Origin of the sequence: Pararhodobacter zhoushanensis (assembly GCF_003990445.1) — a bacterium.
Taxonomy (GTDB): Bacteria; Pseudomonadota; Alphaproteobacteria; order Rhodobacterales; family Rhodobacteraceae; genus Pararhodobacter; species Pararhodobacter zhoushanensis.
Window position 1 is genome coordinate 86005 of record NZ_REEZ01000014.1, and the last position, 26241, is coordinate 112245.

General features: G+C 65.5%; 27 protein-coding genes, 1 tRNA gene and 1 other RNA gene. 7 read left to right on the forward strand and 22 right to left on the reverse strand.

Annotated elements, in window-relative coordinates; genetic code table 11:
* Positions 1–56: 56 nt before the first annotated feature.
* Positions 57–581, reverse strand: coding sequence for a cytochrome b (locus EAE28_RS21180; protein ID WP_127110031.1), 525 nt, complete (start codon positions 579–581; stop codon positions 57–59).
* Positions 582–681: 100 nt separating this feature from the next.
* Here EAE28_RS21180 and EAE28_RS21185 point away from each other — a divergent pair, with 100 nt between their 5' ends.
* On the forward strand, positions 682–1128 hold the full coding sequence (locus EAE28_RS21185) for a MarR family winged helix-turn-helix transcriptional regulator (RefSeq protein WP_127110033.1): 447 nt from the start codon (positions 682–684) through the stop codon (positions 1126–1128).
* Positions 1129–1131: 3 nt separating this feature from the next.
* Here the strand turns inward: EAE28_RS21185 and EAE28_RS21190 are convergent, their stop codons facing one another.
* The 4 genes from EAE28_RS21190 to EAE28_RS21205 form a co-directional block, all read right to left on the reverse strand.
* Entirely contained in the window at positions 1132–2745 is a 1614-nt protein-coding gene (locus EAE28_RS21190) for an FMN-binding glutamate synthase family protein (RefSeq protein ID WP_127110035.1), read from the reverse strand.
* A 105-nt stretch (positions 2746–2850) separates the two neighbouring features.
* Complete coding sequence (locus EAE28_RS21195) at positions 2851–3648, reverse strand: crotonase/enoyl-CoA hydratase family protein (protein WP_127110037.1); 798 nt, start codon at positions 3646–3648, stop codon at positions 2851–2853.
* A gap of 74 nt (positions 3649–3722) precedes the next feature.
* Positions 3723–4664 (reverse strand): phosphatidate cytidylyltransferase, encoded by a 942-nt coding sequence (locus EAE28_RS21200; RefSeq protein WP_127110039.1) that lies wholly within the window; start codon positions 4662–4664, stop codon positions 3723–3725.
* The gene (locus tag EAE28_RS21205) at positions 4661–5314 is read right to left on the reverse strand and encodes a lysophospholipid acyltransferase family protein (protein ID WP_127110041.1); all 654 of its coding nucleotides are present in this window, start codon (positions 5312–5314) and stop codon (positions 4661–4663) included. The genes EAE28_RS21200 and EAE28_RS21205 overlap by 4 nt, the downstream gene beginning before the upstream one ends.
* A gap of 132 nt (positions 5315–5446) precedes the next feature.
* On the opposite strand from EAE28_RS21205, the gene EAE28_RS21210 reads away from it, so the two are divergent.
* Positions 5447–7462 carry an AsmA family protein gene (locus EAE28_RS21210; RefSeq protein WP_164736731.1) on the forward strand — a complete coding sequence of 672 codons (2016 nt, stop codon included), beginning with the start codon at positions 5447–5449 and terminating at the stop codon, positions 7460–7462.
* On the opposite strand, the gene EAE28_RS21215 is transcribed toward EAE28_RS21210, so the two are convergent.
* A complete protein-coding gene (locus tag EAE28_RS21215) occupies positions 7463–8782 on the reverse strand; it encodes a serine hydroxymethyltransferase (RefSeq protein WP_127110045.1) in 1320 nt (439 codons plus the stop codon). It lies immediately after the preceding gene.
* Between the two features lie 305 nt (positions 8783–9087).
* On the opposite strand from EAE28_RS21215, the gene EAE28_RS21220 reads away from it, so the two are divergent.
* Positions 9088–9708 (forward strand): outer membrane protein, encoded by a 621-nt coding sequence (locus tag EAE28_RS21220; protein ID WP_127110047.1) that lies wholly within the window; start codon positions 9088–9090, stop codon positions 9706–9708.
* Positions 9709–9762: 54 nt separating this feature from the next.
* Here the strand turns inward: EAE28_RS21220 and EAE28_RS21225 are convergent, their stop codons facing one another.
* The 12 genes from EAE28_RS21225 to EAE28_RS21280 all read right to left on the reverse strand — a co-directional run bounded on the left by EAE28_RS21225 (position 9763) and on the right by EAE28_RS21280 (position 20923).
* A complete protein-coding gene (locus EAE28_RS21225) occupies positions 9763–10398 on the reverse strand; it encodes a TetR/AcrR family transcriptional regulator (RefSeq protein WP_127110049.1) in 636 nt (211 codons plus the stop codon).
* A 62-nt stretch (positions 10399–10460) separates the two neighbouring features.
* Positions 10461–12047, reverse strand: coding sequence for an FGGY-family carbohydrate kinase (locus EAE28_RS21230; RefSeq protein WP_127110051.1), 1587 nt, complete (start codon positions 12045–12047; stop codon positions 10461–10463).
* Positions 12048–12058: 11 nt separating this feature from the next.
* Complete coding sequence (locus tag EAE28_RS21235) at positions 12059–12724, reverse strand: HAD family hydrolase (RefSeq protein WP_127110053.1); 666 nt, start codon at positions 12722–12724, stop codon at positions 12059–12061.
* Position 12725: 1 nt separating this feature from the next.
* Positions 12726–14198 carry a mannitol dehydrogenase family protein gene (locus EAE28_RS21240; RefSeq protein ID WP_127110055.1) on the reverse strand — a complete coding sequence of 491 codons (1473 nt, stop codon included), beginning with the start codon at positions 14196–14198 and terminating at the stop codon, positions 12726–12728.
* A gap of 1 nt (position 14199) precedes the next feature.
* The gene (locus tag EAE28_RS21245) at positions 14200–14967 is read right to left on the reverse strand and encodes an L-iditol 2-dehydrogenase (RefSeq protein WP_127110057.1); all 768 of its coding nucleotides are present in this window, start codon (positions 14965–14967) and stop codon (positions 14200–14202) included.
* Positions 14964–15968, reverse strand: coding sequence for an ABC transporter ATP-binding protein (locus EAE28_RS21250; RefSeq protein ID WP_127110059.1), 1005 nt, complete (start codon positions 15966–15968; stop codon positions 14964–14966). Before EAE28_RS21250 ends, EAE28_RS21245 begins: the two co-directional genes overlap by 4 nt.
* A gap of 11 nt (positions 15969–15979) precedes the next feature.
* Entirely contained in the window at positions 15980–16810 is an 831-nt protein-coding gene (locus EAE28_RS21255; RefSeq protein ID WP_127110061.1) for a carbohydrate ABC transporter permease, read from the reverse strand.
* A gap of 10 nt (positions 16811–16820) precedes the next feature.
* Positions 16821–17687 carry a carbohydrate ABC transporter permease gene (locus EAE28_RS21260; protein WP_127110063.1) on the reverse strand — a complete coding sequence of 289 codons (867 nt, stop codon included), beginning with the start codon at positions 17685–17687 and terminating at the stop codon, positions 16821–16823.
* 135 nt (positions 17688–17822) lie between these two features.
* The gene (locus EAE28_RS21265; protein ID WP_127110065.1) at positions 17823–19136 is read right to left on the reverse strand and encodes an ABC transporter substrate-binding protein; all 1314 of its coding nucleotides are present in this window, start codon (positions 19134–19136) and stop codon (positions 17823–17825) included.
* A gap of 147 nt (positions 19137–19283) precedes the next feature.
* On the reverse strand, positions 19284–20225 hold the full coding sequence (locus EAE28_RS21270) for a sugar-binding transcriptional regulator (RefSeq protein WP_127110067.1): 942 nt from the start codon (positions 20223–20225) through the stop codon (positions 19284–19286).
* A 90-nt stretch (positions 20226–20315) separates the two neighbouring features.
* A tRNA-His gene (locus tag EAE28_RS21275) sits at positions 20316–20392 on the reverse strand.
* Positions 20393–20443: 51 nt separating this feature from the next.
* Positions 20444–20923, reverse strand: coding sequence for a GNAT family N-acetyltransferase (locus tag EAE28_RS21280; RefSeq protein ID WP_127110069.1), 480 nt, complete (start codon positions 20921–20923; stop codon positions 20444–20446).
* A 101-nt stretch (positions 20924–21024) separates the two neighbouring features.
* Between EAE28_RS21280 and EAE28_RS21285 the strand changes: the two genes are divergently transcribed.
* Complete coding sequence (locus EAE28_RS21285; RefSeq protein ID WP_127110071.1) at positions 21025–21252, forward strand: DUF6324 family protein; 228 nt, start codon at positions 21025–21027, stop codon at positions 21250–21252.
* 6 nt (positions 21253–21258) lie between these two features.
* Here the strand turns inward: EAE28_RS21285 and ffs are convergent.
* An RNA gene (ffs, locus tag EAE28_RS21290) (signal recognition particle sRNA small type) lies at positions 21259–21356 on the reverse strand.
* A 119-nt stretch (positions 21357–21475) separates the two neighbouring features.
* Here ffs and EAE28_RS21295 point away from each other — a divergent pair.
* Positions 21476–22090 (forward strand): TetR/AcrR family transcriptional regulator, encoded by a 615-nt coding sequence (locus EAE28_RS21295; protein WP_127110073.1) that lies wholly within the window; start codon positions 21476–21478, stop codon positions 22088–22090.
* Between the two features lie 17 nt (positions 22091–22107).
* Here the strand turns inward: EAE28_RS21295 and EAE28_RS21300 are convergent, their stop codons facing one another.
* On the reverse strand, positions 22108–22545 hold the full coding sequence (locus EAE28_RS21300; RefSeq protein ID WP_127110075.1) for a hypothetical protein: 438 nt from the start codon (positions 22543–22545) through the stop codon (positions 22108–22110).
* An 86-nt stretch (positions 22546–22631) separates the two neighbouring features.
* Here EAE28_RS21300 and EAE28_RS21305 point away from each other — a divergent pair, with 86 nt between their 5' ends.
* A complete protein-coding gene (locus EAE28_RS21305; protein ID WP_127110077.1) occupies positions 22632–23363 on the forward strand; it encodes a Crp/Fnr family transcriptional regulator in 732 nt (243 codons plus the stop codon).
* A 16-nt stretch (positions 23364–23379) separates the two neighbouring features.
* On the opposite strand, the gene EAE28_RS21310 is transcribed toward EAE28_RS21305, so the two are convergent.
* Positions 23380–23781: a DUF1801 domain-containing protein gene (locus EAE28_RS21310; protein WP_127110079.1), complete on the reverse strand. Its 402-nt coding sequence runs from the start codon at positions 23779–23781 to the stop codon at positions 23380–23382.
* Between the two features lie 120 nt (positions 23782–23901).
* Between EAE28_RS21310 and dinB the strand changes: the two genes are divergently transcribed.
* Positions 23902–25011, forward strand: a complete 1110-nt coding sequence (gene dinB / locus EAE28_RS21315; RefSeq protein WP_246022519.1) for a DNA polymerase IV — start codon at positions 23902–23904, stop codon at positions 25009–25011.
* On the opposite strand, the gene EAE28_RS21320 is transcribed toward dinB, so the two are convergent.
* A partial coding sequence (locus EAE28_RS21320; RefSeq protein WP_220443975.1) for a LysR family transcriptional regulator occupies positions 24956–26241 on the reverse strand: 1286 nt, incomplete at its 5' end. The genes dinB and EAE28_RS21320 overlap by 56 nt on opposite strands.

Genomic DNA, 26241 nt, shown 5'->3' on the forward strand with positions numbered 1-26241 from the left:
GGGGGGAGCGTGCTCCCCCCTTAGGCGGGGGGCGCGGGGGGCTGGCCCCCCGCCTCTTAGCGCGCGCCGAACCACATCCGGCGTAGCAGCCCGTCGCGGCGCACGCTCACGTGGTAGAGCGCCGCCAGAATATGAAGGGCGATGGTGAGGATCAGCAGCGTTGCCAGCAGACCATGCACGCCGCGCGCAAAGAGCGTGTGAAACGTCTCGGGCAGGGTGCCATCGCCAAACAGCGCGTCGCCCAAACCCGACTGAACCGCCATGGCAATACCCGAGCCAACCATCCCGAGCACCAGCGCATAAAGCGCCCAATGCGCCAGCGGGGCGAGCCGGTCGGCCAGCGCGATGCCGGACTTTGCAGGGGCCGGGTGGCGGGTGGTCAGGCGGACGGCCAGACGGATCAGCATCAGGACGCCGATGCCGACACCCATGATCGCGTGGATGCGCAGTGCGTCCGTTTTGCCGGGTGCCGTATTGGGCATGTCGTCCAGCACCAGCGTGCCAGCGATCAGGGCCATCAGGAGCAGCAGGGCAATCAGCCAATGCAGGGTGACGAGGACAGGATGATAACGGGCGGGCATAAGGTTCTCCAGATCTGGGGTCAGATCAGGATGACTCAATTACGCAACATTTGCAATTGCAAATGTTGCGCAAGCAAACGATTTGACGTAGATCGTCGGCATGAATGAAAACGCCTCCAAAGCCGTCCGTCACGCCAGCCCCGGCTGGCTTATCCAGCGCTTGTCTCGCCGGTTCGAGGCCGAGATGGAGGCGGATCTGGCATCGCATGGTGTGACGCTGGGACAATTCGCCTTGCTGATGGCCACGCTTGAGGCTGAAGGCCTGACGCAAACCGAGCTGGGGACGATCTTTGCCATGCCTGCGTGGAAGATCAGCCGTCATCTGGATGGGCTGGAAGCGTCGGGACTGGTGATCAGGCAGCCCGACCCAGCCTCGCGCCGGACGCACCGTATCGTGCCGACGGACGCTGCGCGCGCACTGGCATCCGCGTTGCGCGGGGTCGGTCAGGCGGTTAACGCGCGGCTTCTTGCGCCGTTGGCACCAGATGAACGCGACCTTTTGGTCACGTTGCTCCAAAAGGTCGTGGTCCCGGGCGAGAGGTTCTGAGGCTCAGACGCCTTCGTCAAACGGCTCGAAACTGTCGGCGCTGGCGCGGCGCCAGCGCTTCATATAGCCGAAACGCTCGTCATCCTCGCGCAGCAAAAAGCCAACGGGCATATAGGGATAGACGTCTTCACCCGTGACCATGTCACGGTCGTTTTCGCGCATCAGCAGGTGCCAGGGCAGAAAGTCGGACGGGTGCGACAGCCCCGCCGCACCGGCCATATCCCCCAGCGCCTTCATCGTGTTGCGGTGGAAATTCGCCACCCGCTCGGCCTTGTCGACAACCACCAGCGCGCGTTGGCGGGCCGGGTCCTGGGTGGCGACGCCGGTGGGGCAGTGGTTGGTGTGACAGGCTTGCGCCTGAATGCACCCAATCGAGAACATGAAGCCGCGCGCCGAGTTGGCCCAGTCGGCCCCCAGCGCCAGTGCCTTGGCAATATCGAAAGCGTGGATCAGCTTGGCCGACGCCCCGATCTTGACCTTCTCGCGCAGTCCCGCGCCGCGCAGGGCGTTGTGGACAAAGGTCAGCCCCTCAACCAGCGGCATGCCCATGTGGTTGGCGAATTCCAGCGGAGCCGCGCCGGTGCCGCCTTCCTTCCCATCCACCACGATAAAGTCCGGGGTGACGCCAGTTTTCAGCATGGCTTTGACAATGCACATGAATTCGCGCCGGTGGCCAAGGCACAACTTGAAGCCGATCGGCTTGCCGCCGCTCAGGTCGCGCAGGCGGGCGATGAACTCCATCATCTCGATCGGGGTCTCAAACGCCGAATGGGCGTCGGGCGAGTGGCAGTCGACGCCCATCGGCACGCCGCGCGCCTCGGCGATTTCGGCGGTGATCTTGGCGGCGGGCAGGATGCCGCCCTGACCGGGCTTGGCACCCTGACTCATCTTGATTTCGATCATCTTTACCTGCGGATCCGCCGCGACCTGACGGAATTTTTCCGGGTCAAAGCGTCCCTCGGCCGAGCGGCAACCGAAATAGCCGGTGCCAATCTCATAAATCAGGTCGCCGCCGCCTTCACGGTGATAGCGGCTGATGCCGCCTTCGCCGGTGTCATGGGCGAATCCCTGTATCTTGGCGCCTTTGTTCAGTGCCAGGATCGCGTTGGCGCTGAGCGCGCCAAAGCTCATCGCCGAGATGTTATACAGCGACAAATCATAAGGTTGCTTGCAGTCCGGCCCGCCAACATGCACGCGAAAATCGTGGTTGGTGATCTTCTTTGGGCGGATCGAGTGCGTCAGCCACTGATAGCCCGCGCCATACACCTTTTCCTTGGTGCCGAAGGGGCGTTTGTCTTCGACGTTCTTGGCGCGCTGGTAGACGATGTTGCGGTCTTCGCGCGAGAAGGGAACCTCGGCATCGTCGTCTTCCAGCAGGTACTGGCGGATCTCGGGGCGGATCATCTCGAACAGGTAGCGCATGTGCCCGAGCACCGGGTAGTTGCGCAGAATGGCGTGGTGGACCTGCATCATGTCCTGCACGCCGATGGCGGTCAGCGCCCCGAAGATCGCCAGCGGAATTGCGAACCACCAGGACCAGATCAACAGCAGCGCCGACACAACGGTCAGCACGGCGCACAGAATGAAGGTCGAATACCGCATCAACGACGAGATCATGCCGGTCCTCTGGCATTAGGGAGTGGGAGGGCCAGCCTAGCAGATCTTGCTAAACCGACCACCCCGCGTCTGCTGATCCGATGTCTATCGCGGCTTTGGTGTCGATCAGGTAAATTTCGCGGCACGTTTTTGCATGCCGGCCATCACGGCTTCCATCTGGTTGGGCGAGCCGATGATCGCCGCTTGCAGGCGCGCTTCCAGCGCCAGTTGCTCGTCGCTGCCGGGCCAAGAGGCGCGGACCAGTGCCTTGGCACCGCGCGTGGCTTCAGGACTGCGGGCGGCGATGGCGCGGGCGGCGTCGCGGGCGGCGGCGAGCGGGTCGTCGGCCAGACGCGTGATCAGTCCCAGCGCCTGTGCCTCGGAGGCCACAACGACGCGGGCGCTCAGGATCAGTTCCAGCGCCTGATCGGCGCGCATCAGGCCGGGCAGCAGCTTGGTCAGGCCCATGTCGGGGATCAGGCCCCAGCGGGTTTCCATGATGCTCAGCTGGGTGTCGGGCGCGGCGATGCGGATGTCGGCCCCCAGTGCCAGCTGCATCCCCGCGCCGTAAGTCACACCGTGCAGCGCGGCGATCACCGGGACGGGCAGATCAGCCCAGACCGTGCAGGGGTGCTGGAAACGGTTGGCGGCGCGGCCACCGGGGGGCGAGACGATCTCGGCCCTGAGCGCGTCGAGATCCTGGGCGAACTCCATCAGCATCGAGGTGTCGATCCCGGCGCAGAACCCGCGGCCCGCGCCGGTCAGGATCACCGCGCGCAGGCCCGGCTCTGTCATCAGCCGGTCGCCCGCCGCACTGACCGCCGCGAACATCGCCGCATCGAAAGCGTTCAGCTTGTCGGGGCGGTTCAGGGTGACTTCGGCGATGCCGTCCTCGATGGCGATGGTAACGCGGTCTTCGGACATGGTTTCCTCCCTCATGCGGGCTCAGGCTGGCAGGGCCGTGCGCGCAGGGCAAGCGCAACGTGGCGGCAGGCGGGTCACGTCGCCAGCCACCACAGCCGCGTCAGGTGGAAGAACGCGGGCGCGGCAAAGATCACGCTGTCGAGCTGATCAAGAAACCCGCCCTGACCGGGGATCAGATGCGACCAGTCGCGCAGGCCCCGGTCGCGCTTGATGGCGCGCAGCACCAGATTGCCGACCTGACCCGAGGCCGAGGCGAGCGCGGCCATGGCAGCGGCGGCCAACGGACCAAAGGGGGTGATCCAGAACAGCGCCAGCCCCAGAACCGCCGCCGCCACGATCCCCCAGATCGCGCCGCCCCAGGTCTTGGGTGACAGATCCGGCACGATCCGCCGCCAGCCCGAGCGCCGGCCCATATAGAAATCGACCAGATCGCCGGTCTGCACCACCAGCACCAGAAAGGCGATCAGCAGCATGCCGCGCCCGTCGTAACCCGGCAGCTCCAGCCACATCAGCGCCGGGATGTGGCTGAGGCAATAGACCGCGATCATCAGGCCCCATTGGGTTTCGGAAACCCGGCTGAGGAACCTTTCGGTCGAACCGCGCAGGACCGACACGAAGGGCAGCAACAGGAAGATGTAGACCGGGATAAACACCGCAAAAAGGCGCTGTATGTCAAAGAAAACAAAGAGGAATTGCGCGGGCAGGATAAGGTAGAAGGCCAGGGCCAGCGACAGGTGATCGGCGCGTGTGCGCGACGAGTACGTGTAGAACTCGCGCAGCGCGGCAAACGAGGCGACGGCGAACAGAAGGACCATCGCCCAGCGTCCGGCAAGCATGGTCAGCGTGAACAGCACCACCATCGCCCACCAGCTGTCGATGCGGGTCATGAAGACCTCGACCGCCGGGTCGGGTTTGGGGAAGCGGGCGCGCATGCGCTCGCCGATGATGGTCAGCGCCAGTAGAACCAGCCCCACACAAAGGCCGAGCAGGAAAATATCGCGCAGGATCGGGCTCATGCGCGCTCCTCGGGTTTCAGCGCCAGCAGGGCGGCGGCAGCGCGGCTCAAAAAGGCTGCCCGTTCCTCATCGGCGGCCAGCGCGACCGGCTCACCGAAGATCACCTTGCACATCAGGGGGAGGGGGATCACCTCGCCCTTGGGCATGACTGAATTGAGATTGGCGATCCACGTCGGCACCAGTTCGACGCCGGGATGCGCTTTGGCCATGTTATAGAGGCCGGATTTGAACGGCAGCAGGGGCTCGGCCGTCTGGTTGCGCAGGCCTTCGGGGAAGATGATCAGCGAGTCGCCGTCGCTCAGCGCCTGATTGATCGCCGCCATCGGGTCATCGGTGCGCTGATCGGGCCGCCGGTCGATCAGCACGGCGCGGAACACGTCACCCCCGGCAAAGGCGCGCAGCTTGCTCTTGAGCCAGTAATCCGCCGCCGCGACCGGGCGGGTCTGCAGGCGCATGTGATGCGGCAGGACCGACCAGATCATCGGCATATCGGCGTTGGATACATGGTTGGCGAAATAGACCCGCTGGCGGGGCGAGGGGCCGACGCCCCGCCAGTCGGCATGAACGGCGGTGATCGCGCGGGCGAAAAGCACGATGGCTTGCCCGGTCACGCGGGCGGCAAAGCGGCGCAGGGGATGGGTTGACGTCATGCCCCATCATGCGACGGCTTTGCGCCGCTGGAAAGGGGGCTGGCAAAGTCCCGCACCTGTGAGACAGCGCGGCTTGTGCCGCGAACAGCGGCTGCTATCATGGCCCTGTACATGTTTGCCCGGAGAGTAAAAATGCGCTTGATCATCAGGCTTCTGGGGGTTGTGGTTGTGCTGGTCGTGATGGCCGTGGCGGCACTGTTTCTGCTGCCCGCCGAGCGCATCGCCAACCTTGCGGCGCGGCAGTTCGAGGCGGCGACGGGCCGCTCGCTGACCATCTCGGGTGACGTGACGCCAACCTTCTGGCCGGTGCTGGGCGCGCGGGTTGAGGGTGTGACGCTGGCCAATATCGCGGGCTCGGATGCAGGGCCGATGCTGGTGGCGGACTCGGTCGATCTGGGCGTTGACCTGTCGGCACTGATTCAGGGCAATCTGGTCGTGCGTCGGTTCGAGGCCCGCTCACCGCAGATCGTGCTGGAACGTGATGCTTCGGGCGTTGGCAACTGGATGTTTGCCGGAATCGGCGACCAGTCCGCCGCTACGACAGAGACCGGCACCCGCGCCTCGTTGCCCCCGATCTCCTTGGACCGCGCGCAGATCGAGGGGGCATCGCTGCGCTATATCGACCGCGCGGCGGGCACGGATGTGACGGTGCAGGGCGTCAGCATCGACCTGACCATGCCCGAAAGCGGCGGTGCCGCGACGCTGCGCATTTCGGTGGACCGCAACGGGCAAGAGGGAGAGATCAACGCGCGCCTCGGCTCGGTTTCGGCGCTGCTGGCGGGCGATGTGGTCGCGGTCAGCGCCTCGATTTCCGCCGATGGCGCGCAGGGCTCGTTCGAGGGGCGTCTGGGGCTGGAACCTGTCGCGGCCGAGGGGCGTCTGAGCATCGACATCAGCCGTCTGGGACCGGCGCTGCAACTGGCAGGGGCCGAGGGCGGCGAGCCGATTCCCGGCGCCGCGCGGCCGCTGACGCTGGGCGGTCAGCTGACGCTGGCCCCGGCGGGCAGCCTGCATCTGCGCGAAGGCGTGCTCGGCATCGGCTCGAACCGGCTGCGGCTGGCGCTGGACACGACGTTTGACGGGGACCGCCCGAATATCGCGGGGCAGATCAGCGCCGATACGCTGGATCTGACCGGTTTCACCGGCGGCGAGAGCGGCGGTTCGGGCGGCAGCGGCGGCGCTGCGGGCTGGCCGACGTCGCGCATCGACGCCTCGGCGCTGGCGCTGGCCAACGCGCAGATCGGCCTGACGCTGGGGCCGGTGAACACCGGGTTCGGCATGATCGATTCGACCCGTGGGTCGCTGACCATCGACCGCGCCCGCGCGGTGCTGGGCATCAACGAGATCCGCGCCTTTGACGGCACCCTGTCGGGCGACCTGGTCGCCAACAACCGCAACGGCTTGTCTGTTGGCGGCACGGTCGCGTTGCGCGGGGTGAGCCTGCTGGCGGCGTTGCATCAGGCTGTCGGGTTCGAGCGGCTGAGCGGCACCGCGTCGGCGGATCTGCGGTTCCTCGGGTCCGGGCAGTCAGTGGACGCGATCATGCGCTCGCTTGAAGGGCAGGGCACGATTGCCTTCGGCGCGGGCGAGATCCTTGGGTTTGATCTGTCGGCGATGCTGCGTAACCTCGATGCCTCGGCTCTGGGGGCGGGCAATTCGACGATCTATGAGAGCATCGGCGCCAGCTTCACCATGGCCAATGGCGTGCTGACCAACAATGACCTGCGGCTGGAAGCGCCGCTTCTGGGCGTTGGCGGCAATGGCACGGTCGATCTGGGCAACCAGACGCTGAACTACCGCGTCACCCCCGAAGCGATGCGCAACGCCGAGACCGGCGAGGCGCTGCGTGTCCCGCTGTTGATCACCGGCCCGTGGTCGGCCCCGCGCTACCGGCTCGATCTTGAGGGGCTGGCCGAGCAGCGTCTGGCCGAAGAGCGTGCCCGTCTGGAGGCCCGCGCGCAGGAAGAGATTCAGCGTCTGCAGGATCAGGCCCGGTCGCGCGTCGAGCAGGAACTGGCCGACCGTCTGGGCGGTGGCACCACGCCCGAGGGCGAGGCGCAGACGCCGGAAGATGCGCTCCGCGATCAGGCGCGTGACGGGTTGTTGCGGCTGCTGGGTGGCAGGCAGGAGGCGCCCGCCAACCCGTGATCAGCGGATAAAGTGCAGCCGGTCGAAGCGCGCGCGCAGCGCCTTCGTCCGGGGGGCCAGCGATGCCGGATCGTTCGAGCGCAGCGCCTCGGCGACCAGCGCCGCGATTTCGGGGATGTCATCCACCGTTACGCCCCAGCGCACCAGCTCGGGCGTGCCGATGCGAAGCCCGTTCATGTCGCCCGCCACCGGATCAATTGGCAGACCGATGCCGCAGGCCAGAAACCCGGCCTTTTCCAACGTTTTGGAGGCCGCCTGACCGCCGCCAAACGCTGCCGCCTCGACCGCGAACTGGTGCGAGGTGGTGAAGCCCCGCTCGGCGGCGAAGACCGGCAGCCCGGCCTTTGCCAGCGCCGTTGCGAAGGCCTGCGCCGTGTCGATCATCCTCTGCGCATAGGCCCGGCCATGGTCCCGCCAGTCCAGAAGCGAGATCGCCAGCGCCGCTGATTTTCCGGCGTCAAAATTGGCGGTCAGGCCGGGGAAGGCGATGGCATCCAGCCGCTCGGCAATTGCGGCGTCGCGGGTGACGATCAATCCGCCTGCGGGGCCACCCAGCGATTTATAGGTGCTCATCGTCATCAGATGCGCGCCCTGATCCAACGGGTTGGCCCAGGCCCCGCCGGCGATGATTCCGCATTGGTGGGCGGCGTCGAACAGGACTTTCGCGCCCACCTCATCTGCAATCGCGCGGATCTCGGCCACGGGATGCGCGAACAGGTTCAGCGAGCCGCCAATGGTGATGATCTTGGGCCGCACCCGCAGTGCCAGATCGCGCAGGGCGTCCAGATCGACGGTATAGCCGTCGGCGTTGACCGGGGCGGGGTGGGTGATCAGCCCGTAAAGCCCTGCGCAACCGTCGGCGTGATGGGTGACATGCCCGCCGATGCTGCCCGGCGGGGCGATGATCGCATCGCCCGGTTTGGCCAGCGCCATGAAGCCATAGAGGTTGGCCAGCGCGCCCGACGCGACGCGGATTTCGACATGGCTGGCGTTGAAGATCTCGGCGGCCAGTTCGGCGGCGATCACCTCGATTTCCTCGATGGCCTGCAAGCCCATCTCGTATTTGTCGCCCGGATAGCCCAGCGACGGGCGCGATCCCAGACCCCGCGCCAGCGCCGCCTCGGCGCGCGGGTTCATCACGTTGGTGGCGGGGTTCAAGTTGAAGCAATCGCGTTCGTGGATCTGCTGGTTTCGCTGAATCAGCGCTTCGATCCGCGCATCGATTGTCCCGCTTTCCGAGGTTGCCGTGGTGGTGGCAAGCGCTTGTACGCGGGTTTCAGCAAGGGCGGGAACCCAGGGGCGGGGGGCAAGATGGGTCATGAGGTCTCCTGACTGAGCCGCGCGGATGGGCAAAGACTACGATGCTGACCACAGACAGCAAGCCGGGAAATTCAGCGGAGAGAAACCTTTAGCGGCAAGGTCGATCGCCAGAGGTTGCTCGGGAATGTGAGCACCCTGAGAAAGGGCTGCGGCATTTTTGCCGACAGCAGGGCGGAAGATACGCTAATTTTGGCGACTAATTGAACGTGATTTGAGCCGGGGACGACTCAGAGGCACACTCTGACGATACAATCCCTCAATTTTCTTCATTTCTTGCTGACCGTCCAAGCTCAAGGAGATATCACATGCGTCTCATCCAGTTCACGGCCCCGTTTGCAATTCTCGCTCTGTCGGCGGGCGCCGCGCTGGCCACCGGACCGGTGCCCTACACGCCGCCGCCCCCGGTCACCGTTTACACGGCACCAGCGGCCTATGACTGGTCGGGCGCGTATGTAGGCCTTCAGGTCGGCTCAATGTCGCCGCGCGGCTCATCCACGGCCGGTTCGGCCAATGATGACCCGTTCGATTCATCGTCCGGCTTTGGCGTCTTTGGTGGCTATCAGTGGCAGCATGGCGGCTTGGTATTTGGCGGCGAGCTGGGCTACACCCGCTTTGACGGCGAGTTCGTCAATTTCCCCGGCTTTTTCATCGGCAATATCGCCGAAGCGCGCGCCCGTGTCGGCTATGCGTTTGACCGTGTGTTGGTCTCGGCATCGCTGGGCTACGCATCGCAGACCTACAGCGGCGCTTCCTATGACCTGACGGGCGTTACCTACGGACTCGGCGTTGACTATGCGGCGACCGACTCGGTTGTGCTCGGCCTTGAATATGTCGTGCGCAATCTGGACGGCGGCAGTGTCGGCATCGGTGACCAGCTCTCGGTGGATGACCAGTCGGTCCGCCTGCGCGTTTCCTTCCACTTCTGATTGTCGATGCCCAATGGTCGACGCTGGCGGGCCTTCGGGCCCGCCCTATTCGTTTCAGGCCTTGGGGGCGTCGCGGATTGCGGCATAGGCCAGCGCCAGATCACCCTCGCGCGGCTCGTGCCCCGTCAGACAGGTCACGTAGTCGCGCCCGCGCGAGGCGCGCAGCGCGGCACTTTCGTGTTGATCGACAGTCGCATAGCCGATCTGGGTGAAATACACGATCCGGCCCCGCACATCGGCTTCGGTGGCTGCAAAGCCGTGACGCTCGAACATGCCTGCCAGCGCCGCGATCCGCGCATCGTCGCAGGCTGACAGGCGCGCGCGCACGTCAGGATCGCGACTGGCCCAGCCCCGGATGGCGAAATCGAGGCGGCTATCGAACCCGCCGGGGGCTTCCCATGTCGCATAAAGATGCCCCAGCGCCTGGGTGATGGTGTCCGAGGGGCGGCGTGTGGCGGCGATCAGGGCGCTGGTGTTGGTGGCTTCCCAATACTCCAGAAGCGCCTCAAGCAGCTCGCCCCGGTCCTTGAAAAACCAGTAAAAACTGGAGCGCGCGCAGTCGAGCTGGTCTGCCAGTCTCAGAACCTTGACGCTTTCGACACCCTCGGCAATCAGCAGCGCCAGCGCCGCCTGCATCCAGTCGTCGCGCGTGGTGCGGCCGGGGCCGCGGGTTTTGCGCTGGCTGGGCATTCGGCGGCCTCCTGCGGGGTCCAAGGGGGCAATTTAGCCACGCCGGGCAGTGCGGGCAAGGGTCAGCGCTGTGCCTTGAGCGCGGCCAGCTCGGCCCGCTGCGCTTGCAGACGCAGCATCACCGCATAATCGCGGTCAAAGGCTGCGCGCCGCGCGGGGTCGGGGCTGAGCACGGTGGCCAGTTCGGTCATCGCGCGCGCTGCGCTGGCAAGGTCCGGCTGTACCCCGCCCGCGACGCTGGCTGCGATGGCGGTGCCCAGCAGGACGGTATCCTCGGCTTCGGACCGCAGGATTTTCAGGCCGGTCACATCGGCGAAAAGTTGCTTCAGGATCGTCGTGCGCGCCAGCCCGCCCGCGATGGCCAGCGTTTCGGCCGGGCGATTGCCCGCCGGGTCGGGGCCGTTCAGGTGCTCGATGATCTGACGCACGCCCAAGGCCAGCGCCACAGCGGTGCGCCAGTAAAGCGTGCACAGCGCGTCAAAGCTGCGCTCCAGCCCCAGCCCGCTGATCACCGCGCGCGCGGTGGCATCTGAAAGCGGCGAGCGGTTGCCGTTGAAATCGGGCAGAACGTCGATCTCGCGGCCCAGAGCGGGGCCGTGCTCAGCGAGCAGGACCCCGATCCGCCCGAGCACCTCGTTGTGGTCGGGGCGGGCATCCAGTTCCGTCAAAGGCCAGCTGTCGAGCACATAGTCCAGCGCAGCCCCCGCCGCCGATTGCCCGCCTTCGCTGGTCCAGTGGCCGGGCAGGACGGTGCCCAGCGACGGCCCCCAGATGCCGCGCGCAAAGAGCGGGCGGGTGGTGATCGCCATGATGCAGTTCGAGGTGCCGGCGATCAGGGTCAGGCGCTGTTCGGGCGCGGTGTCAGGCTTCAGGCCCAGTGTACCCAGCGCGCCGGCATAGGCGTCGATCATCCCGGCGGCGACGGGCGTGCCGGGGGCAAGGCCCAGATCGGCGGCGGCTTGAGCGGTCAGCCCGCCGATGGCTTGGCCAACGGCGATGGCATGGTCGGGCAGGGCGGCGCGGTCGGTCAGGTCGTCAAGCCCGATCTGCGCCAGAAAATCGCGCTGCCAGCCGCCGTGCTCAGGCAGATACGGCCATTTCGTCGCCAAGGAGCAGGCCGAGGCCGCCGGACTGCCCGTCGCGCGGCTGGTCAGATGATCCGCCAGATCGCGGGCGGACCCAAGCTGCGACCACAGATCGGGCCGGTGGCGTTTGAGCCAGAGCAGCTTGGGCGTCTGCATTTCGGGCGACATCGCGCCGCCAAGATGGTCGATGAGCCGGTGGCCGGTTGCGGTGCAGATCAGCGCTTCGTCATGAGCGCGGTGGTCGTACCATGCGATCGTGTCGCGCCCGTCCGGCCCCAGCGCCAGCGGCGCGCCGTCACGGTCGCGCAGCACCAGCGAACAGGTCGCATCAAACCCCAGCGCGCGAATCGTTGTCGGGTCCACGCCCGCTTGGGCCACCGCGTCGCGGGTCGCCGCGCAGACCGCTTGCCAGATCTGGTCCGAGGCATACTCGGCCCGCTGGCCCGGCGCGTCGTGGACGATGATCTCGGCCACCGCGCGCGACAGCATCCGTCCCGCGGTGTCAAAAACACCCGCGCGGGCGCTCAGCGTCCCGACATCCACGGCGCACAGATAGGCTGTCATTGTCTCCACCCTTAGCCGAATCCCCGGATCACCGCGGGCAGGTCGGCCATGGTGCTGATGATGGACTCTGGCGCGAGTTTTTCAACCTCAAGTCGCAGGTTTGCGGGTTCCGCATGCGCGCCCCCGACAAAACCGACCGCGCGCATGCCGGCAGCGCGGGCGGCGGTCAGGCCGGCAGGGCTGTCCTCGATCACCACGCAATCGGCAGGATCGACGCCCAGGGTGCGGGCGGCGAGCAGGAACAGATCGGGCGCAGGTTTACCGTTGGCGACCATGGTCGCGCTGAAAATCTGCGGCTCGAACAGCGGCAGCAGGCCGGTCACGCGCAGCGACAGGCGGATGCGGTCGGGCTGGCTGCTGGAGGCGACGCAGACGGGCAGGTCCAGCGCCGTGATTGCTTCAGCCACGCCGGGGATCGGCTGCAGCTCGGCCTCGAACCGCGACAGCAGGCGGTGGCGCATCTCGGCCAGCAGCGTGTCGGTCAGCGTTACACCGCGCTCGCGCTTGAGCCATTCGCCGACGCTGCCCAGCGATTTGCCCAGAAAATGCGCGTAGCCTTCCTGCGGGGTCAGGATGCACCCCGCTTCGGCCAGCACAGACAGCATCACCGACAGCGAGATCGTCTCGCTGTCGACCAGAACCCCGTCGCAATCGAAGATCACCAGCCCCGGGGGCATCTCAGCCGGACTCGACGTAGCGGGTCAGGGTTTTCGCGGTGCCATCCTGCCAGAGCCTATGCAGCCAATGGGCAAACTGTGCGGCAAAGCCCGCGTGTTCGGCCAGATCGCCATAGATCGCGTCCTGTTCCAGCCATGCCTGCGGGCGACGGCGCGCCTGCTGCGCCACCGGAACCAGACGGTCCCAGTTGGGGTCATTGGGGTCGATGGTGGCACCTGAATCCGTCACCCCGGCACAGTAGCGCGCCCAGAGCGCGCATTCCAGCGCCAGACCGCTATACGCGCCGCCGTTCTTGAGCGCGTCGCGCAGGGTGGGGATGATGAATTTCGGCTGCCGGTTCGAGCCGTCCAGACACAAGCGGCGCACCGTATCGCCGATCTTGGGGTTCGAGAACCGCCGTTCGATCAGCGAGACATAGGCGGGCAGGTTGGTGTCGGGGACCGGGGGCACCTGCGGGACGATCTCGGTTTGCTCGATCTTATGCAGGAAGGCGCGGATCAGGGGGTGTTCCATGGCCTCGTGGACAAAGTGTATGTCCATCAGCCCGGCGGGATAGGCGATGACCGCGTGCCCGCCGTTCAGGATGCGCAACTTCATCAGCTCAAACGGGGCAACGTCGTCGACGAATTGCGCGCCGACGGCTTCCAGCTGGGGGCGGCCGAGGGGGAAGTTGTCCTCGAGCACCCATTGCGTGAAGCCCTCGCAGAAGACCGGCCAGCCGTCTTGGACACCGAAGTCCTGCGCCAGAATGGCCCGCTCGCGATCGCCGGTGGCGGGGGTGATGCGATCAACCATGGCGTTGGGGAAGGCGACATTGGCGGCGATCCAGTCCGCGAAACCCGGATCGCTGAGCCGGGCCAGCCCGCAAAGCGCGTTGCGCGTCACCACGCCGTTATGCGGGATGTTATCGCAGCACATGACGGTAAACGGAGGCGTGCCCGCCGCGCGCCGGGCCTTGAGCGCGGCAATCATCATGCCGAAGGCGGTCTTGGGGGATGCGGGGCTGACGGCATCCGCGACAATCGCGGGGTGGGTCGGATCGAAGCGGTCTTTCGAATCCAGAAAATACCCGCCCTCGGTGATCGTCAGCGAGACGATGCGGATATCGGCCTGCGTCATGCGGGCGATGATTGCCGGGGCGTCGGCGGGTTCGAGGTAGTCGATCATCGAGCCCAGCACGCGGGCGGTCGAGTGATCGGCCTCTTGCTCGACCAGCGTGGTCAGCCAGTCCTGCGCCTGCAGCACGGCACGGCCCTTTTTCTCGCCTTCGAACACACCGGCGCCGACCAGCGCCCAGTCCAGCGACTGGCCCTGCGCAAACAGCCGGTCCAGATACATCGCCTGATGCGCGCGGTGAAAATTGCCGACGCCGAAATGCAGGATGCCGGGCGTGAGGGCCGCGCGGTCATAGCCGGGTGCGGCGACGCTCTCGGGCAGGGCGGTCAGGTTGGCTTGTGAGAGGGGGACGGTCATGTCAGCTCATCCAGTTCCCGCCGTCGACGTTATACGTCTGGGCGACGATGTAGTCGGCCTCGGGCGAGGCCAGAAAGACGGCCATGCCGGTCAGATCCTCGGCACGGCCCATGCGGCCAACGGGGACAGCGGCGCCGACTTCGGCCTTTTTCTGGCCCGGCGCCTTGCCTTCGTGCTTGGCGAAGAACGCATCCACCCCGTCCCAATGCTCGCCATCCACCACACCCGGCGCGATGGCGTTGACGTTGATGCCGTGCTTGATCAGATCCAGACCGGCGCTTTGCGTCAGGCTGATGGTGGCGGCCTTGGTGGCGCAATAGACGGCGACCAGACCCTCACCACGCCGACCGGCCTGACTGGCCATATTGATGATCTTGCCGCCGCCACCGCGCGCGATCATGTGCTTGGCCACGGCTTGCAAGGTGAACAGCGTCCCCGCCACATTGACCGAGAACAGGCGGTCATAGTCGGCCCGTGTGATCTCGACGATGGGGGCGGCGGTGAAGAGGGCGGCGTTGTTGATCAGGATGTCGATGCGCCCCAGCCGCGCCACCGTATCGGCCACCGCCGTGTCGATGCTGTCTTGCCGCGTCACGTCCAGATGCACCGCCTGCGCGCCGATCCCGTCGGCGGCGGCCTGCGCGCGGGGCAGATCGATGTCGGCGATCATCACCTGCGCGCCCTCGGCGACATAGGCGCGCGCGAAGGCCAGCCCGATGCCCCGGGCTGCGCCGGTGATCAGCGCGGTCTTTCCACTCAGCCGTGTCATGCGATCCGCAGCCCCTGTGCGTCAAAGCGGTGCAGCTGCGCGGGATCGGGCGTCAGGTGGATCGTGTCGCCATAGTGCAACGAGACCTCACCCCCGGCGCGCACGGTCAGCGGGGTCTCGAAGCCCTCGACCGTGACATGAAAGAACGTGTCCGAGCCGAGGTGTTCCGATACCCCCACCTTGCCGGTCCAGGTGCCCGAGCCGTCGGTGACGGCCAGATGCTCGGGCCGGATGCCGATGGTCTGGGCATTGTGCTTGGCGGCTTCAGGACCGGTGATCAGGTTCATCTTGGGCGAGCCGATGAAGCCCGCGACGAAGACGTTGCGCGGAGCGCGGTACAGGTCCAGCGGGCTGCCGACCTGCTCGATGCGACCGGCGTTGAGGACGACGATCTTGTCGGCCATCGTCATCGCCTCGACCTGATCGTGGGTCACGTAGATCATCGTCGTCGCCAGCCGCTTGTGCAGCTCGCTGATTTCCAGCCGCATGCCGACGCGCAGCGCGGCATCGAGGTTGGAGAGCGGCTCGTCGAACAGAAACGCCGAGGGCTCGCGCACAATCGCGCGGCCAATGGCCACCCGCTGGCGCTGACCGCCGGACAGCTGGCCGGGGCGACGGTCCAGATAGCTGTCAAGGTTGAGCACCTTGGCCGCGCCGTCGACCTTGGCGTCGATCTGGTCCTGCGACAGGCCTGCCATTTTCAGCGGAAAGGCGATGTTCTTGCGCACCGACATATGCGGGTAGAGCGCATAGCTTTGAAACACCATCGCCAGCCCGCGCTTGGACGGCGACAGCCGCGTCGCGTCGGTGCCGTCGATGCGGATTTCGCCGTCGGTGACATCCTCAAGCCCGGCGATCAGCCGCAGCAGGGTGGATTTCCCGCAGCCCGAGGGGCCGACGAAAACCACGAACTCTCCATCCTCGATCCGCAGATCCAGCGGGGGAATGACCTCGACATCGCCGAAAGCCTTGCGAACCTTGTCCAGCGTGATGCGTCCCATGTCGTTCTTCCTTACTTGACGGCGCCGAAGGTGAGGCCGCGCACGAGTTGTTTCTGGCTGAACCAGCCCATGATCAGGATCGGCGCGATCGCCATGGTCGAGGCGGCGCTGAGCTTGGCGTAAAACAGACCCTCAGGGCTGGAATAGCTGGCGATGAAGGCGGTCAGGGGGGCGGCGTCGATGGTGGTCAGGGTGAGGGTCCAGAAGGCCTCGTTCCAGGCCAGAATGATGTTCAAAAGGACCGTCGACGCGATGCCGGGGATCGCCATGGGCGTGAGCACGTAGAGGATCTCGGCCTTGAGCCCGGCACCGTCCATCCGCGCGGCTTCCAGAATCTCGCCCGGGATTTCGCGGAAATAGGTGTAGAGCATCCAGATGATGATCGGCAGGTTGATCATCATCAGGATGAAGATGAGTGCCGCCTTGCTGTCCAGAAGCCCGGTCTCGATCAGGATCAGCCGGATCGGGTACAGCACGCCTACCGCAGGCAGCATCTTGGTCGACAGCATCCACATCAGGATGTCCTTGGTCCGTTTGGCGGGCACAAAGGCCATCGACCACGCGGCGGGCACGGCGATGATGATGCCAAAGACGGTAGAGCCAACCGCCAGCGCGACCGAATTCCACAGGTATCGCATGTAGTCGGAGCGCTCCTGCACGACCGCGTAATTCTCCAGCGTCCAGTCAAAGTTGAAGAACACGGGCGGGTCGGCGATGGCGGCGGCTTCGGTCTTGAAGCTGGTCAGGATGGTCCAGAGGATCGGGAAAAAGATCGTCAGGCCAATGATCCAGGCCAAAGCGGTATAGGCGATCTTGCGGCGGGTGGTGACGGCGCGGGCCATGGCGGTCTCCTTACGCGTCGAGGTTCTTGCCGACGACGCGCATCAGCACGAGGGCGACGATATTGGCGAGGATCACGGCGATGATGCCACCGGCCGAGCCGAGGCCGACGTTCTGGCTTTCAATCACGCGCTGATAGACGAGGTAGGTCAGCGTTCTGGTGCCAAAGGCTCCGCCGGTGGTGACGTAGATCTCGGCGAAGATCGACAGCAGGAAAATCGTCTGGATCAGCACGACTACGGTGATCGAGCGGGCCAGATGCGGCAGCGTCATGTGGTAAAAGCGCGAGATCGGCCCGGCACCGTCCATCTCGGCGGCTTCCATCTGCTCGCTGTCGAGCGACTGGATCGCGGTCAGCAGGATCAGCGTGGCGAAGGGCAGCCACTGCCAGGACACGATCAGGATGATGGAAAACAGCGGCGCCTGGCTGAGCCAGTCAATCGGTTGCAGCCCCAAAGCCTTGAACAGATGCGCGAAAAGCCCGTTCACCGGGTTCATGAACATGTTCTTCCAGACCAGCGCCGACACCGTGGGCATCACGAAGAAGGGGGCTATGACCAGAATGCGCACAACGCCCTGACCCCAGATCGGCTGATCCAGCAGATTGGCCAGCAGGATGCCCCCGATCACGGTGATCAAGAGCACACCGCCGACCAGTTGCAACGTGGTGACAACGCTGGACAGGAAGGCCGACGAGGTGACGAAACGGGTGTAGTTGCCCAAGCCCTCGCAGCAATCGAACGTGCCGCGCATCGGGCGGTAGTCGAGGGTCGAGAACCAGAGCGTCAGGATCAGCGGCACCAGCATCCAGACGAGGAGCAGGAACACCGCCGGTGCCATCATCACGCGGGCAGCGGAACGAGAATGCTGGGTGGCCATGTCGGACCCTCGTCAGGAAAAAAGGGGGGAGAGGGGGCACGCGGCCCGAAGGCCGCGCGCGATGTCATCAAGGAGGAGGGAAAAGCAGGGCGAAGCGCGGGTTGGGCGCGCCTCGCCCTATGGGTGCCGTGGGGATCAGTACCCCGCGGCCTCCATCTCTTCGGTGGCCAACTCTTGCGCTTGCTCAAGCGCTGCGGCCGCCGTGGTCTGCCCGGCAAGCGCTGCCGAGAAGAACTGACCGACCTCGGTTGCAAGGCCTGCGAACTCGGGGATCGCGACGAACTGCACGCCGGTATAGGGCACCGGGTCCACGGTCGGGTTGGTGGGATCCGCTGCTTCCATCGAGCGCAGGGTCATCGCTGCGAACGGCGCCGCGTCGAGGTACTCCTGGTTCTCGTAAAGCGAGGTGCGGGTGCCCGGCGGGACGTTGGCCCAGCCCTCTTCACTGGCGACCAGCGCGGCATAATCCGGGCCGGTTGCCCAAGCGATGAACTGGCGCGCAGCCTCAGGCGCATCAGACGAGGACGGGATCGCCAGCGACCAGGCCCAGAGCCAGTTGCCGCGCTTGCCCAGACCATTGTCCGGTGCCAGCGCGAACCCGACGCTGTCGGCCACCTGGCTGTCGGTCGGGTTGGTCACGAAGGAGGCGGCAACCGTCGCGTCGATCCACATGCCGCAATGGCCGGTCTGGAACAGCGCGAGGTTCTCGTTGAAGCCGTTGTTCGACGCACCCGGAGGGCCCGACTGGGTCATCATGTCGATGTAGAAGTTCAGCGTGTTCGACCAGGCTTCGGTATCGAACTGCGGACGCCAGTCCATGTCGAACCAACGCGCGCCGAACGAGTTGCCCATGGCGGTCAGGAACGCCATGTTCTCGCCCCAGCCTGCCTTGCCGCGCAGGCAGATGCCGTAGATCTCGTTGTCGCGGTCGGTCATCGCCGCTGCCGCGTCACGGATGAAGTCCCAGGTCGGGGCCTCGGGCATTTCCAGCCCGGCCGCTTCCATCAGGTCGGTGCGGTACATCACCATCGAGCTTTCGCCGTAGAAGGGCGAGGCATAGAGATTGCCGTCCACCGTCAGACCGCCGCGCACAGCGGGCAGCAGGTCGTCGATATTGTAATCGTCGCCCAGATCATTGAGCGATTGCAGCCAGCCCAGCTCGCCCCAGATCGGGACTTCATAGGTGCCGATGGTGATGACGTCATACTGACCGCCGCCGGTGGCGATGTCGGTCGTCACGTTCTGACGCAGCACGTTCTCTTCAAGCGTGACCCACTCGACGGTGACGTCGGGGTGCATCTCGGTGAAATGGCTGGCCAGACGCTGCATGCGGATCATGTCGCCGTTGTTCACGGTTGCGATGGTGATCGTTTCGGCCTGTGCTGCAAGGCCGAAACCCGCAGCCGTCAGCGCCGTCGCACCCATCAGGGCGCGCAGGGTCTTTGTCATGGTATCCTCCCAAGGTGAGCAAATGCTAAGCTCATGGGCAATTTCTCACGACAATTTGTCACAGGTCAACAGAATTCTTGGCCGCGCCCGGTTGGGACGCAGCAAGGCACTGAGACTGTTCAGAAAAAATGAGGGGTCAGCGGGTGTTTACGCTGTTAGCGCAATCGCCGTGTTTTCGTCGGTGACCAGCCCGTTCACCAGTTTACCTAACAGTGCCGCTCGAATCGCGGGGACTTTGTCGGGTCCGTGGGCGGCGGCAATCGTCGGCCCCGGAGGGGCAGGGGACAACAGGGCCGAGCTGACCCGGCTGTTGATCTCATCGTCCAGCAACTGCCCCTCGGCGTCAAAAACATAGCCGATGATCTCGCCCACGGCGCCCTTGTCACGCAGCCGCTGCTGATCGGCCAGCGTGATGAACCCGTCAATGACCAGCGGCGCGCGCTCATGCATCGTGCCGACACCCAGAAACCGCACATTCGTCCGCGCTGACAGCGCGCGGGTGCCGATCAGGGTCTTCTGGCCCAACAGCGCCGTGCGTTCCTCGGCCGAGGCAGTGATCACCGGCAGCGGCACGGGAAAGGTCCGCGCGCTGATCTTGTCGGCGATGGTAAACAGCACGTTGTAATACGCGGTCGAGCCATCAGGGGAAATGTTCCCGGTCAGCGAGACGATCTTGTGCTGGGCGCAGTCGAGATGCGGCAGATGCTCGACCGCCGCGCGCAGGGTGCGCCCGGTGCCCAGCCCGACAACCAGCGGCTCTTCACGCACCAGCCACCGCTCCAGCAGATCGCCGGTCGCCTGTGCCACAGCCTGACCCGAGTTCTGCACCGAATCGAGCGAGGGCACGACCTCGCAGATTTCCAGCCCGAAGCGGTCCTGCAAGGCGCGGGCCAGTTCCATGCAGCGGGCGATGGGGTGGTCGATGCGGACCTTCACCAGCCCGGCTGCCAGCGCTTGCGAGACGAGTCGTTGCGCGGATTGGCGCGAAATTCCAAGGATTTGCGCGATCTCATCCTGCTTGCAGCCGCCGATATAGGCCAGCCAGGCCGCCCGCGCCGCGTCATCGTGTTTGCGTTCTGGGCCTGCCATGTTCGTCTCCCGCGCTGTGCGTATCGTGGGGATCACCCTGCGCCTTGGCAAGACGCAGCACCGATACGCCTGATCACAAAAGGGGGGAGGTGGTACCGCCTTCCCGGCTTGAACGGGAGACCTCTAGATCCACAATCTAGCGCTCTAACCAACTGAGCTAAGGCGGCACACGGTGGGCGTTTAGCCCTGCTCTGAACCAATTGCAAGGGGGCAATCGGTCAGAGATTTCGATGCCATGTCTGTGCAACGACATCTTGGCCGAACGACTGCTGGGCTTCCGATTCGACCAAAGCGAATCCATTGCGCGCGTAGAGCCGCCCGGCGGCGCGGTGGCTTTCATGCGTCCACAGCACGATTTCCGTATAACCCGCTGCACGCGCGAAGCTGAGAGCGTGTTCCAGCATCCGCTGGGCAAGCCCTGTGCCGCGCGCCTCGGGCTCCAGCAGGAACAGCCGCAACTTGGCCACCTGTGCGTCACGCTGCACCACAAAAATCGACCCCAGCCGCCGCCCGTCGCGCCACGCGATCCAGCCCTGTTCGCGCCCGTCGATTCGGGTTGCAAGAAACTCGGTGACGATCTGCGTGACCAGCGCGGCGAAGCTGCCATCAAAGCCTTCATCCTGCGCATAGAGCGTATCATGCCGCTCGATCAGCCAAGCGGCATCACTTGCCGCGACAGGGTGCAGGGATATTTCCATCGTGAGAGTGTCAAGGTGGGCACGGGCTGCGTCAAGTGCCCGGCGCTTGCGCTGCGCAGACCGGCGGGGTACGCACACCAAACGCAAAACACGAGGCTGTCATGAGCATTAACAAAGAGAGCGATCTCGCCGCCAATCTGCAAATCGGCCCGACCACGCTGGGCATGGTGCGCATCTATGTCGAAGGTGGTGGTATCGATCTGCCGCTCGATTTCGATCCCGATGAAGCCGATGAAATCGCCGAAGAACTGCGGTCGGCCGCTGAAGCGGCGCGCTCGATGGGCAGCGGTGGCAAACCGGCGGGCAAGGGCGGAAAAGGCAAGCGCTAAGGCGCAGGGTGAGAGACCGGACACGACCCAAGCGGGATTCGTTGCGGCTGCTTCCTTCCGGACCTGACCGGGTTGGCGAAACGCCTGCCCGCGCCGATCTCTCGCGGATCACATATTCAAGCGCTGACGCTATTGCAAGGGTGCATTGTCGGCGCGCGGGGCCTGAGTTGCCAGCGGGGCGCGATCTGCGATACTGCGCGCTGATCCGTCCGAACAGAGCATCATGAGCAAACGCGGCTATCATCACGGCAATCTGCGGCAGGCCTTGGTTGAGGCAGCGCTGGACCTGATCACCGAGAAGGGACCGACCGGCTTCACCATGGCCGAAGCGGCCAAGCGCGCCGAGGTTTCGGCGGCAGCGCCCTACCGGCATTTCTCGGGCCGCGATGATCTCATTGCCGAGATCGCGACGCAGGGGTTCGAGCTGTTCGCGGATGTACTGGATTTCGCCTATAACGGCGGAAAACCCTCGCCGCTTGCGTCCTTCGAGGCGGTGGGCCGGGCCTATCTGGCCTTCGCGCGCAAATATCCCGGCCACTATGTAGCGATGTTCGAATCAGGTGTATCACCCGGACAGACGCCGGAATTGTCGCGCGCCTCCGAGCGCGCCAACAAGGTGCTGACCCGCGCTGCCGACGCGCTCTCGGCGCGCATTCCGGCCGATCGACGCCCGCCATCGGCAATGTTCGCGGCGCATATCACCGCGATGAGCCATGGCATTGTCGAGCTTTACACCCGCGGAAAACCCGGCGGCCGCGCCCCGTTCACGCCCGAGGAATTGCTCGAAGCCGGGATCGGCATCTATCTGCGCGGTCTTGGCCTGATCGAGCGCGACTGAGCGGCCTCAAGCGGGTGTCAGGATTCAGGCGGTTCGCTGGGCCGTTGCAAGGCGCAGTCGTGCTGGGGTGGTCTAACCGGTTGGCGCTTCTTGAGCATTTCGATCAGAAAGCTTTGCAGCTCCGAATACCCAAAAGGCCGATCCAGCACCGGGAAATGCGCGCGGGACACGCTCACGCCGTCATGCGCAACCAGGGCAAGACTGGTGCCCTGTTCGACCAGCTGCGCACACAGCCGTTGCCCACCCGTGGATTCGCCCGGCGCGTCGATGATGGCGTAATCCACTCTCGGCAAGGTCGCCAACAACTCAAGAGCCGCGTCCGGGGACGTGGCGCGCTGGATATCTGTGTTCGGGGCGATTTCGGCCAACCCCTCGGCCACGTCTTCCATCATCATCCAGTCAGTCAAAACCAGCAGACAAAGGGTCCGGGGGCGTCGCGAGGGGGAAGTGGTCATGTCTCTCTTTCACAGTTGAAGGCGGGACAATGGAACTTTTCACCGGGTCGTGCATTAAACTGCGACATACAGAGGAAGATCTGCGGATGGACATGACCGATTGTGCAGCGTGCCCTTTACGCCAGTGCGACCTCTTTACTCCCTTCAGTGATGACGAGCTCGACTTCATGGCTCACTTCAAAAGTGGCGAGCTGACGGTCACCAAAGGCACAACAATCTTGATGGAAGGCTCGAATAGCGGACAGCTTTTCACCATTCTGAAAGGTATGGCAATCCGGTATAAATTGCTTGAGGACGGCAGTCGTCAAGTGATCAATTTCGCCATGCCCGGCGACTTTCTCGGGCTTCAGGCGGGCGTCATGGGTGAGATGCAGCACAGCGTCGAAGCGGCTTCAGATATGACATTGTGTGTCTTCCGTCGCGAGGCGTTGTGGGACGTGTTTCGCTCCCATCCCTCGCGCGCCTTTGACCTGACCTGGATCAGCGCGGTCGAGGAGCATTTTCTGGGTGAGACGATTGCGACGCTGGGCCAGCGCGACGGGTTACAGCGCGTTTCCTGGGCGTTGACACGCCTTTTCATGCGGCTGCGCGCTGTCGGGCTGGGGACGCGCAAGTCAGTGCCACTGCCGTTCCGACAGCAAGACATGGCGGATGCGCTGGGTCTGTCGCTGGTCCACACCAACAAGACGCTGGCCGAACTGCGCCAACAAAAGATCGCCACCTGGTCCAAGGGCGTGCTTGAGGTGCATGATTTCGACAAGCTCCGCTCAACCGGGCTGGTGGATGAGAACCGCGAGGCCAAGCGCCCGTTGCTCTAAGCGCGGCCCCCTTGCCTTAACCGCGCCGGTGATAGGTCAGCGCGGCGCGGATACACTGCGCCAGCGCGGCCTCGGGGATCGGGCCGGGGTGCAGGATCAGCGCGCGCTTGCCTTCATAGGCGAAGGTGTCGCCGAAATGGTCGCGAAAGCCGTCGATCAATGTCGTCTGACAATGCACGAACAGCGCGACCTGATCGGGGGCGGTCTTGCTGACCCCCAGCCGGATCGTCGTGCCTGCGCGGCCGGGCGGCAGATACGCGGGCTCACCCCATTTCAGCGTTTCGGTCAGTGGTCCGACCGCTGCCTCGTCCGCGACCGCGAAAATCAGGGCGCGCACCGATTGCAGGCGCGCGTGCAACGCGTCCGACAGGCGCTCAAAGGCCGCAGCGACGGCGTCGGGTGGGGCAGGGATGCTCATCCCTCTAAGGTGCCATACCGCAGCTTGACCGGAAAGAGGTAAATATTCCCCTTTCGTTCTTCCCTGCCGCGCCCGCACCCGCTATTCTGGCCACCAATCCGTGAGGCAGGGGCAAGGCCCGTGACGACCGACAGCGACCCGACACAATCCGAGGCACCGCGCCGCAAGATCATCCATGTTGACATGGATGCCTTCTATGCGTCGGTCGAGCAGCGCGATAACCCCGAGCTGCGCGGCAAGCCCGTTGTGGTCGGCGGCGCTGGTCCGCGCGGTGTGGTTGCGGCGGCGAGCTATGAGGCGCGGGTGTTCGGGGTGCGCTCGGCCATGCCCTCGGTCACCGCGCGGCGCAAATGCCCCGAGCTGATCTTCGCCCGGCCCCGCTTTGATGTGTACCGCGAGGTCTCGGGCCAGATCCGCGAGATCTTTGCTGAACATACCGACCTTATCGAACCCCTGTCGCTGGACGAGGCCTATCTCGACGTGACCGAGAACAAGCAGGGCATCGCCTCGGCCACCGAACTGGCGCAGGTGGTGCGCGCGCGGATCAAGGAGGTGACCGGGCTGAATGCCTCGGCCGGGATCTCGTATTGCAAGTTTCTGGCCAAGATGGCGTCGGATCTGAACAAACCCAACGGGCAGGCGGTGATCACGCCGCGCCGCGGGGCCGAATTCGTCGCCGCGCTGCCGGTCGCCAAGTTCCACGGCGTCGGCCCGGCCACGGCGGCCAAGATGGCGCGGCTGGGGATCACCACAGGGGCCGATCTGCGCGCGCAATCGCTGGAGTTTCTGCGCCAGAATTTTGGCAAGTCCGGCGGCTGGTATTACCGCATTTCGCGCGGCATCGACGAACGCGCGGTGCAGCCGCACCGGGAACGCAAATCGGTGGGGGCTGAGGATACGTTTCTGGAGGACATCTTCGAGCCTGCGCTGGCGCGCGAGGAACTTGCCAAGCTGGTCGCCCGCGTCTGGCGGCACACCGACGACAAGGGGCTGAAGGCGCGCACGGTGGTCGTTAAGGTTAAGTACGCCGATTTCCAGCAGATCACCCGCAGCCGCACGCTGTCGGTTCCGCTGGCCTCGGCCGCCGAGATGGAGGCGCTGAGTTTTGCGCTGCTCGATCCGGTGTTCCCGGTGGCCAAGGGGATACGGCTGCTGGGGGTGACGCTGTCGACGCTCAGCGGCGAGGATGACGAGGCAGCGACGCAGGGCGTGCAGCTGTCGCTGTGGTGAACCGCGCCGCCAGCGCCTGCGCGAATGCTGCAACCGCCGGAGACTGTGGCGTGTCACCCAGCCGTGTCAGCCCGACGGCAACGCCCGCGTCGGGCAGGTCGAACGCCACGGCCTTGAGATCCGGGCGCAGCACGTCGAGCGTGGCGTCGGAATAGCTGAGCAGCGCAATCGAGTCACTGTCGGCGATCATCTGCTCGGCATCGGCAAAGGACCAGATTTCATAGCTTTGCGCCGGGGGCACTGCACCCAGCCGCCGAAAGGCCGTCTCGAAATAGCGCCGCACCGGCGTGCCGTGCGGGGCCACGACCCAACGCTGGGCGGCGAGCGTGTCGATGCTGACCGGACCGGCATGCACCGGATGATCGCGCCGGGCAACCAGCGTGAAACGCTCTTGATAGAGCGGCTCCTCGACAAAACCCGGGTAGGGCGCGGGCGAGCGCAGCAGGCCGACGATCACGTCGATTTCACGCCGTTTGAGCGCGTCGCACAGCGCGGTGTAGTTGCCCGGAACGCCCACCAGCCGCAGGTTCGGGGCGTCTCGTGTCAGGTCGCCAAAGGCCGCCATCACCTGCGCCTGTCCGCTGAACGGCATCAGCCCCACCGCGACGCGCCCGGTCAGCCCCTGCGCCGCCTGCGCCAGCAGGGCGGGCAGGGCGCGCAGCTCGTCCTGCACCCGGTCCCAGAGCGCGGCGAGGGTGAAGGCGGCAGGCTCGGGCGTCAGGCCGCTGCCGTGGCGGCGAAACAGCGGCGCGGGCACCAGCGCGCCCAGATCGCGCAGCGTCTGGCTGATCGCGGGCTGCCGGACCCCCAGCGCCTGCGCCGCAGCCGAGGCACTGCCCGTCGTCACCACCGCCGCCAGCGCGCTCAGGTGCCGCCATTGCACCATTCCCGCCAGCCGGGCGTGACGCGCGCCCAGATCGACGCGCTCGACCGTTTCAATATCGGCGAGCAGGCGCTGACATTGCGCAACCACCACGTCGCCGGGGGCGGTCGGTTCACTGCCGGTCCAGCCGCGCTGGAACAGCGTCACACCCAGCCGCGCCTCGGCCTCACCCAGCGCGCGCGACAATGAGGACTGGCTGAGCGCCAGCGCCTCGGCAGCGGCGCTCAGGCGGCGGTGATCGGCCAGCGCGCGGATGACGCGGGCCTCGCGGGCGGTGAGGGGCAGGGGGGTGGACGGTTGCATGGGGGGGGGGGCGAGTTGGGGTGAACCCCGACCTACGGGGCGTG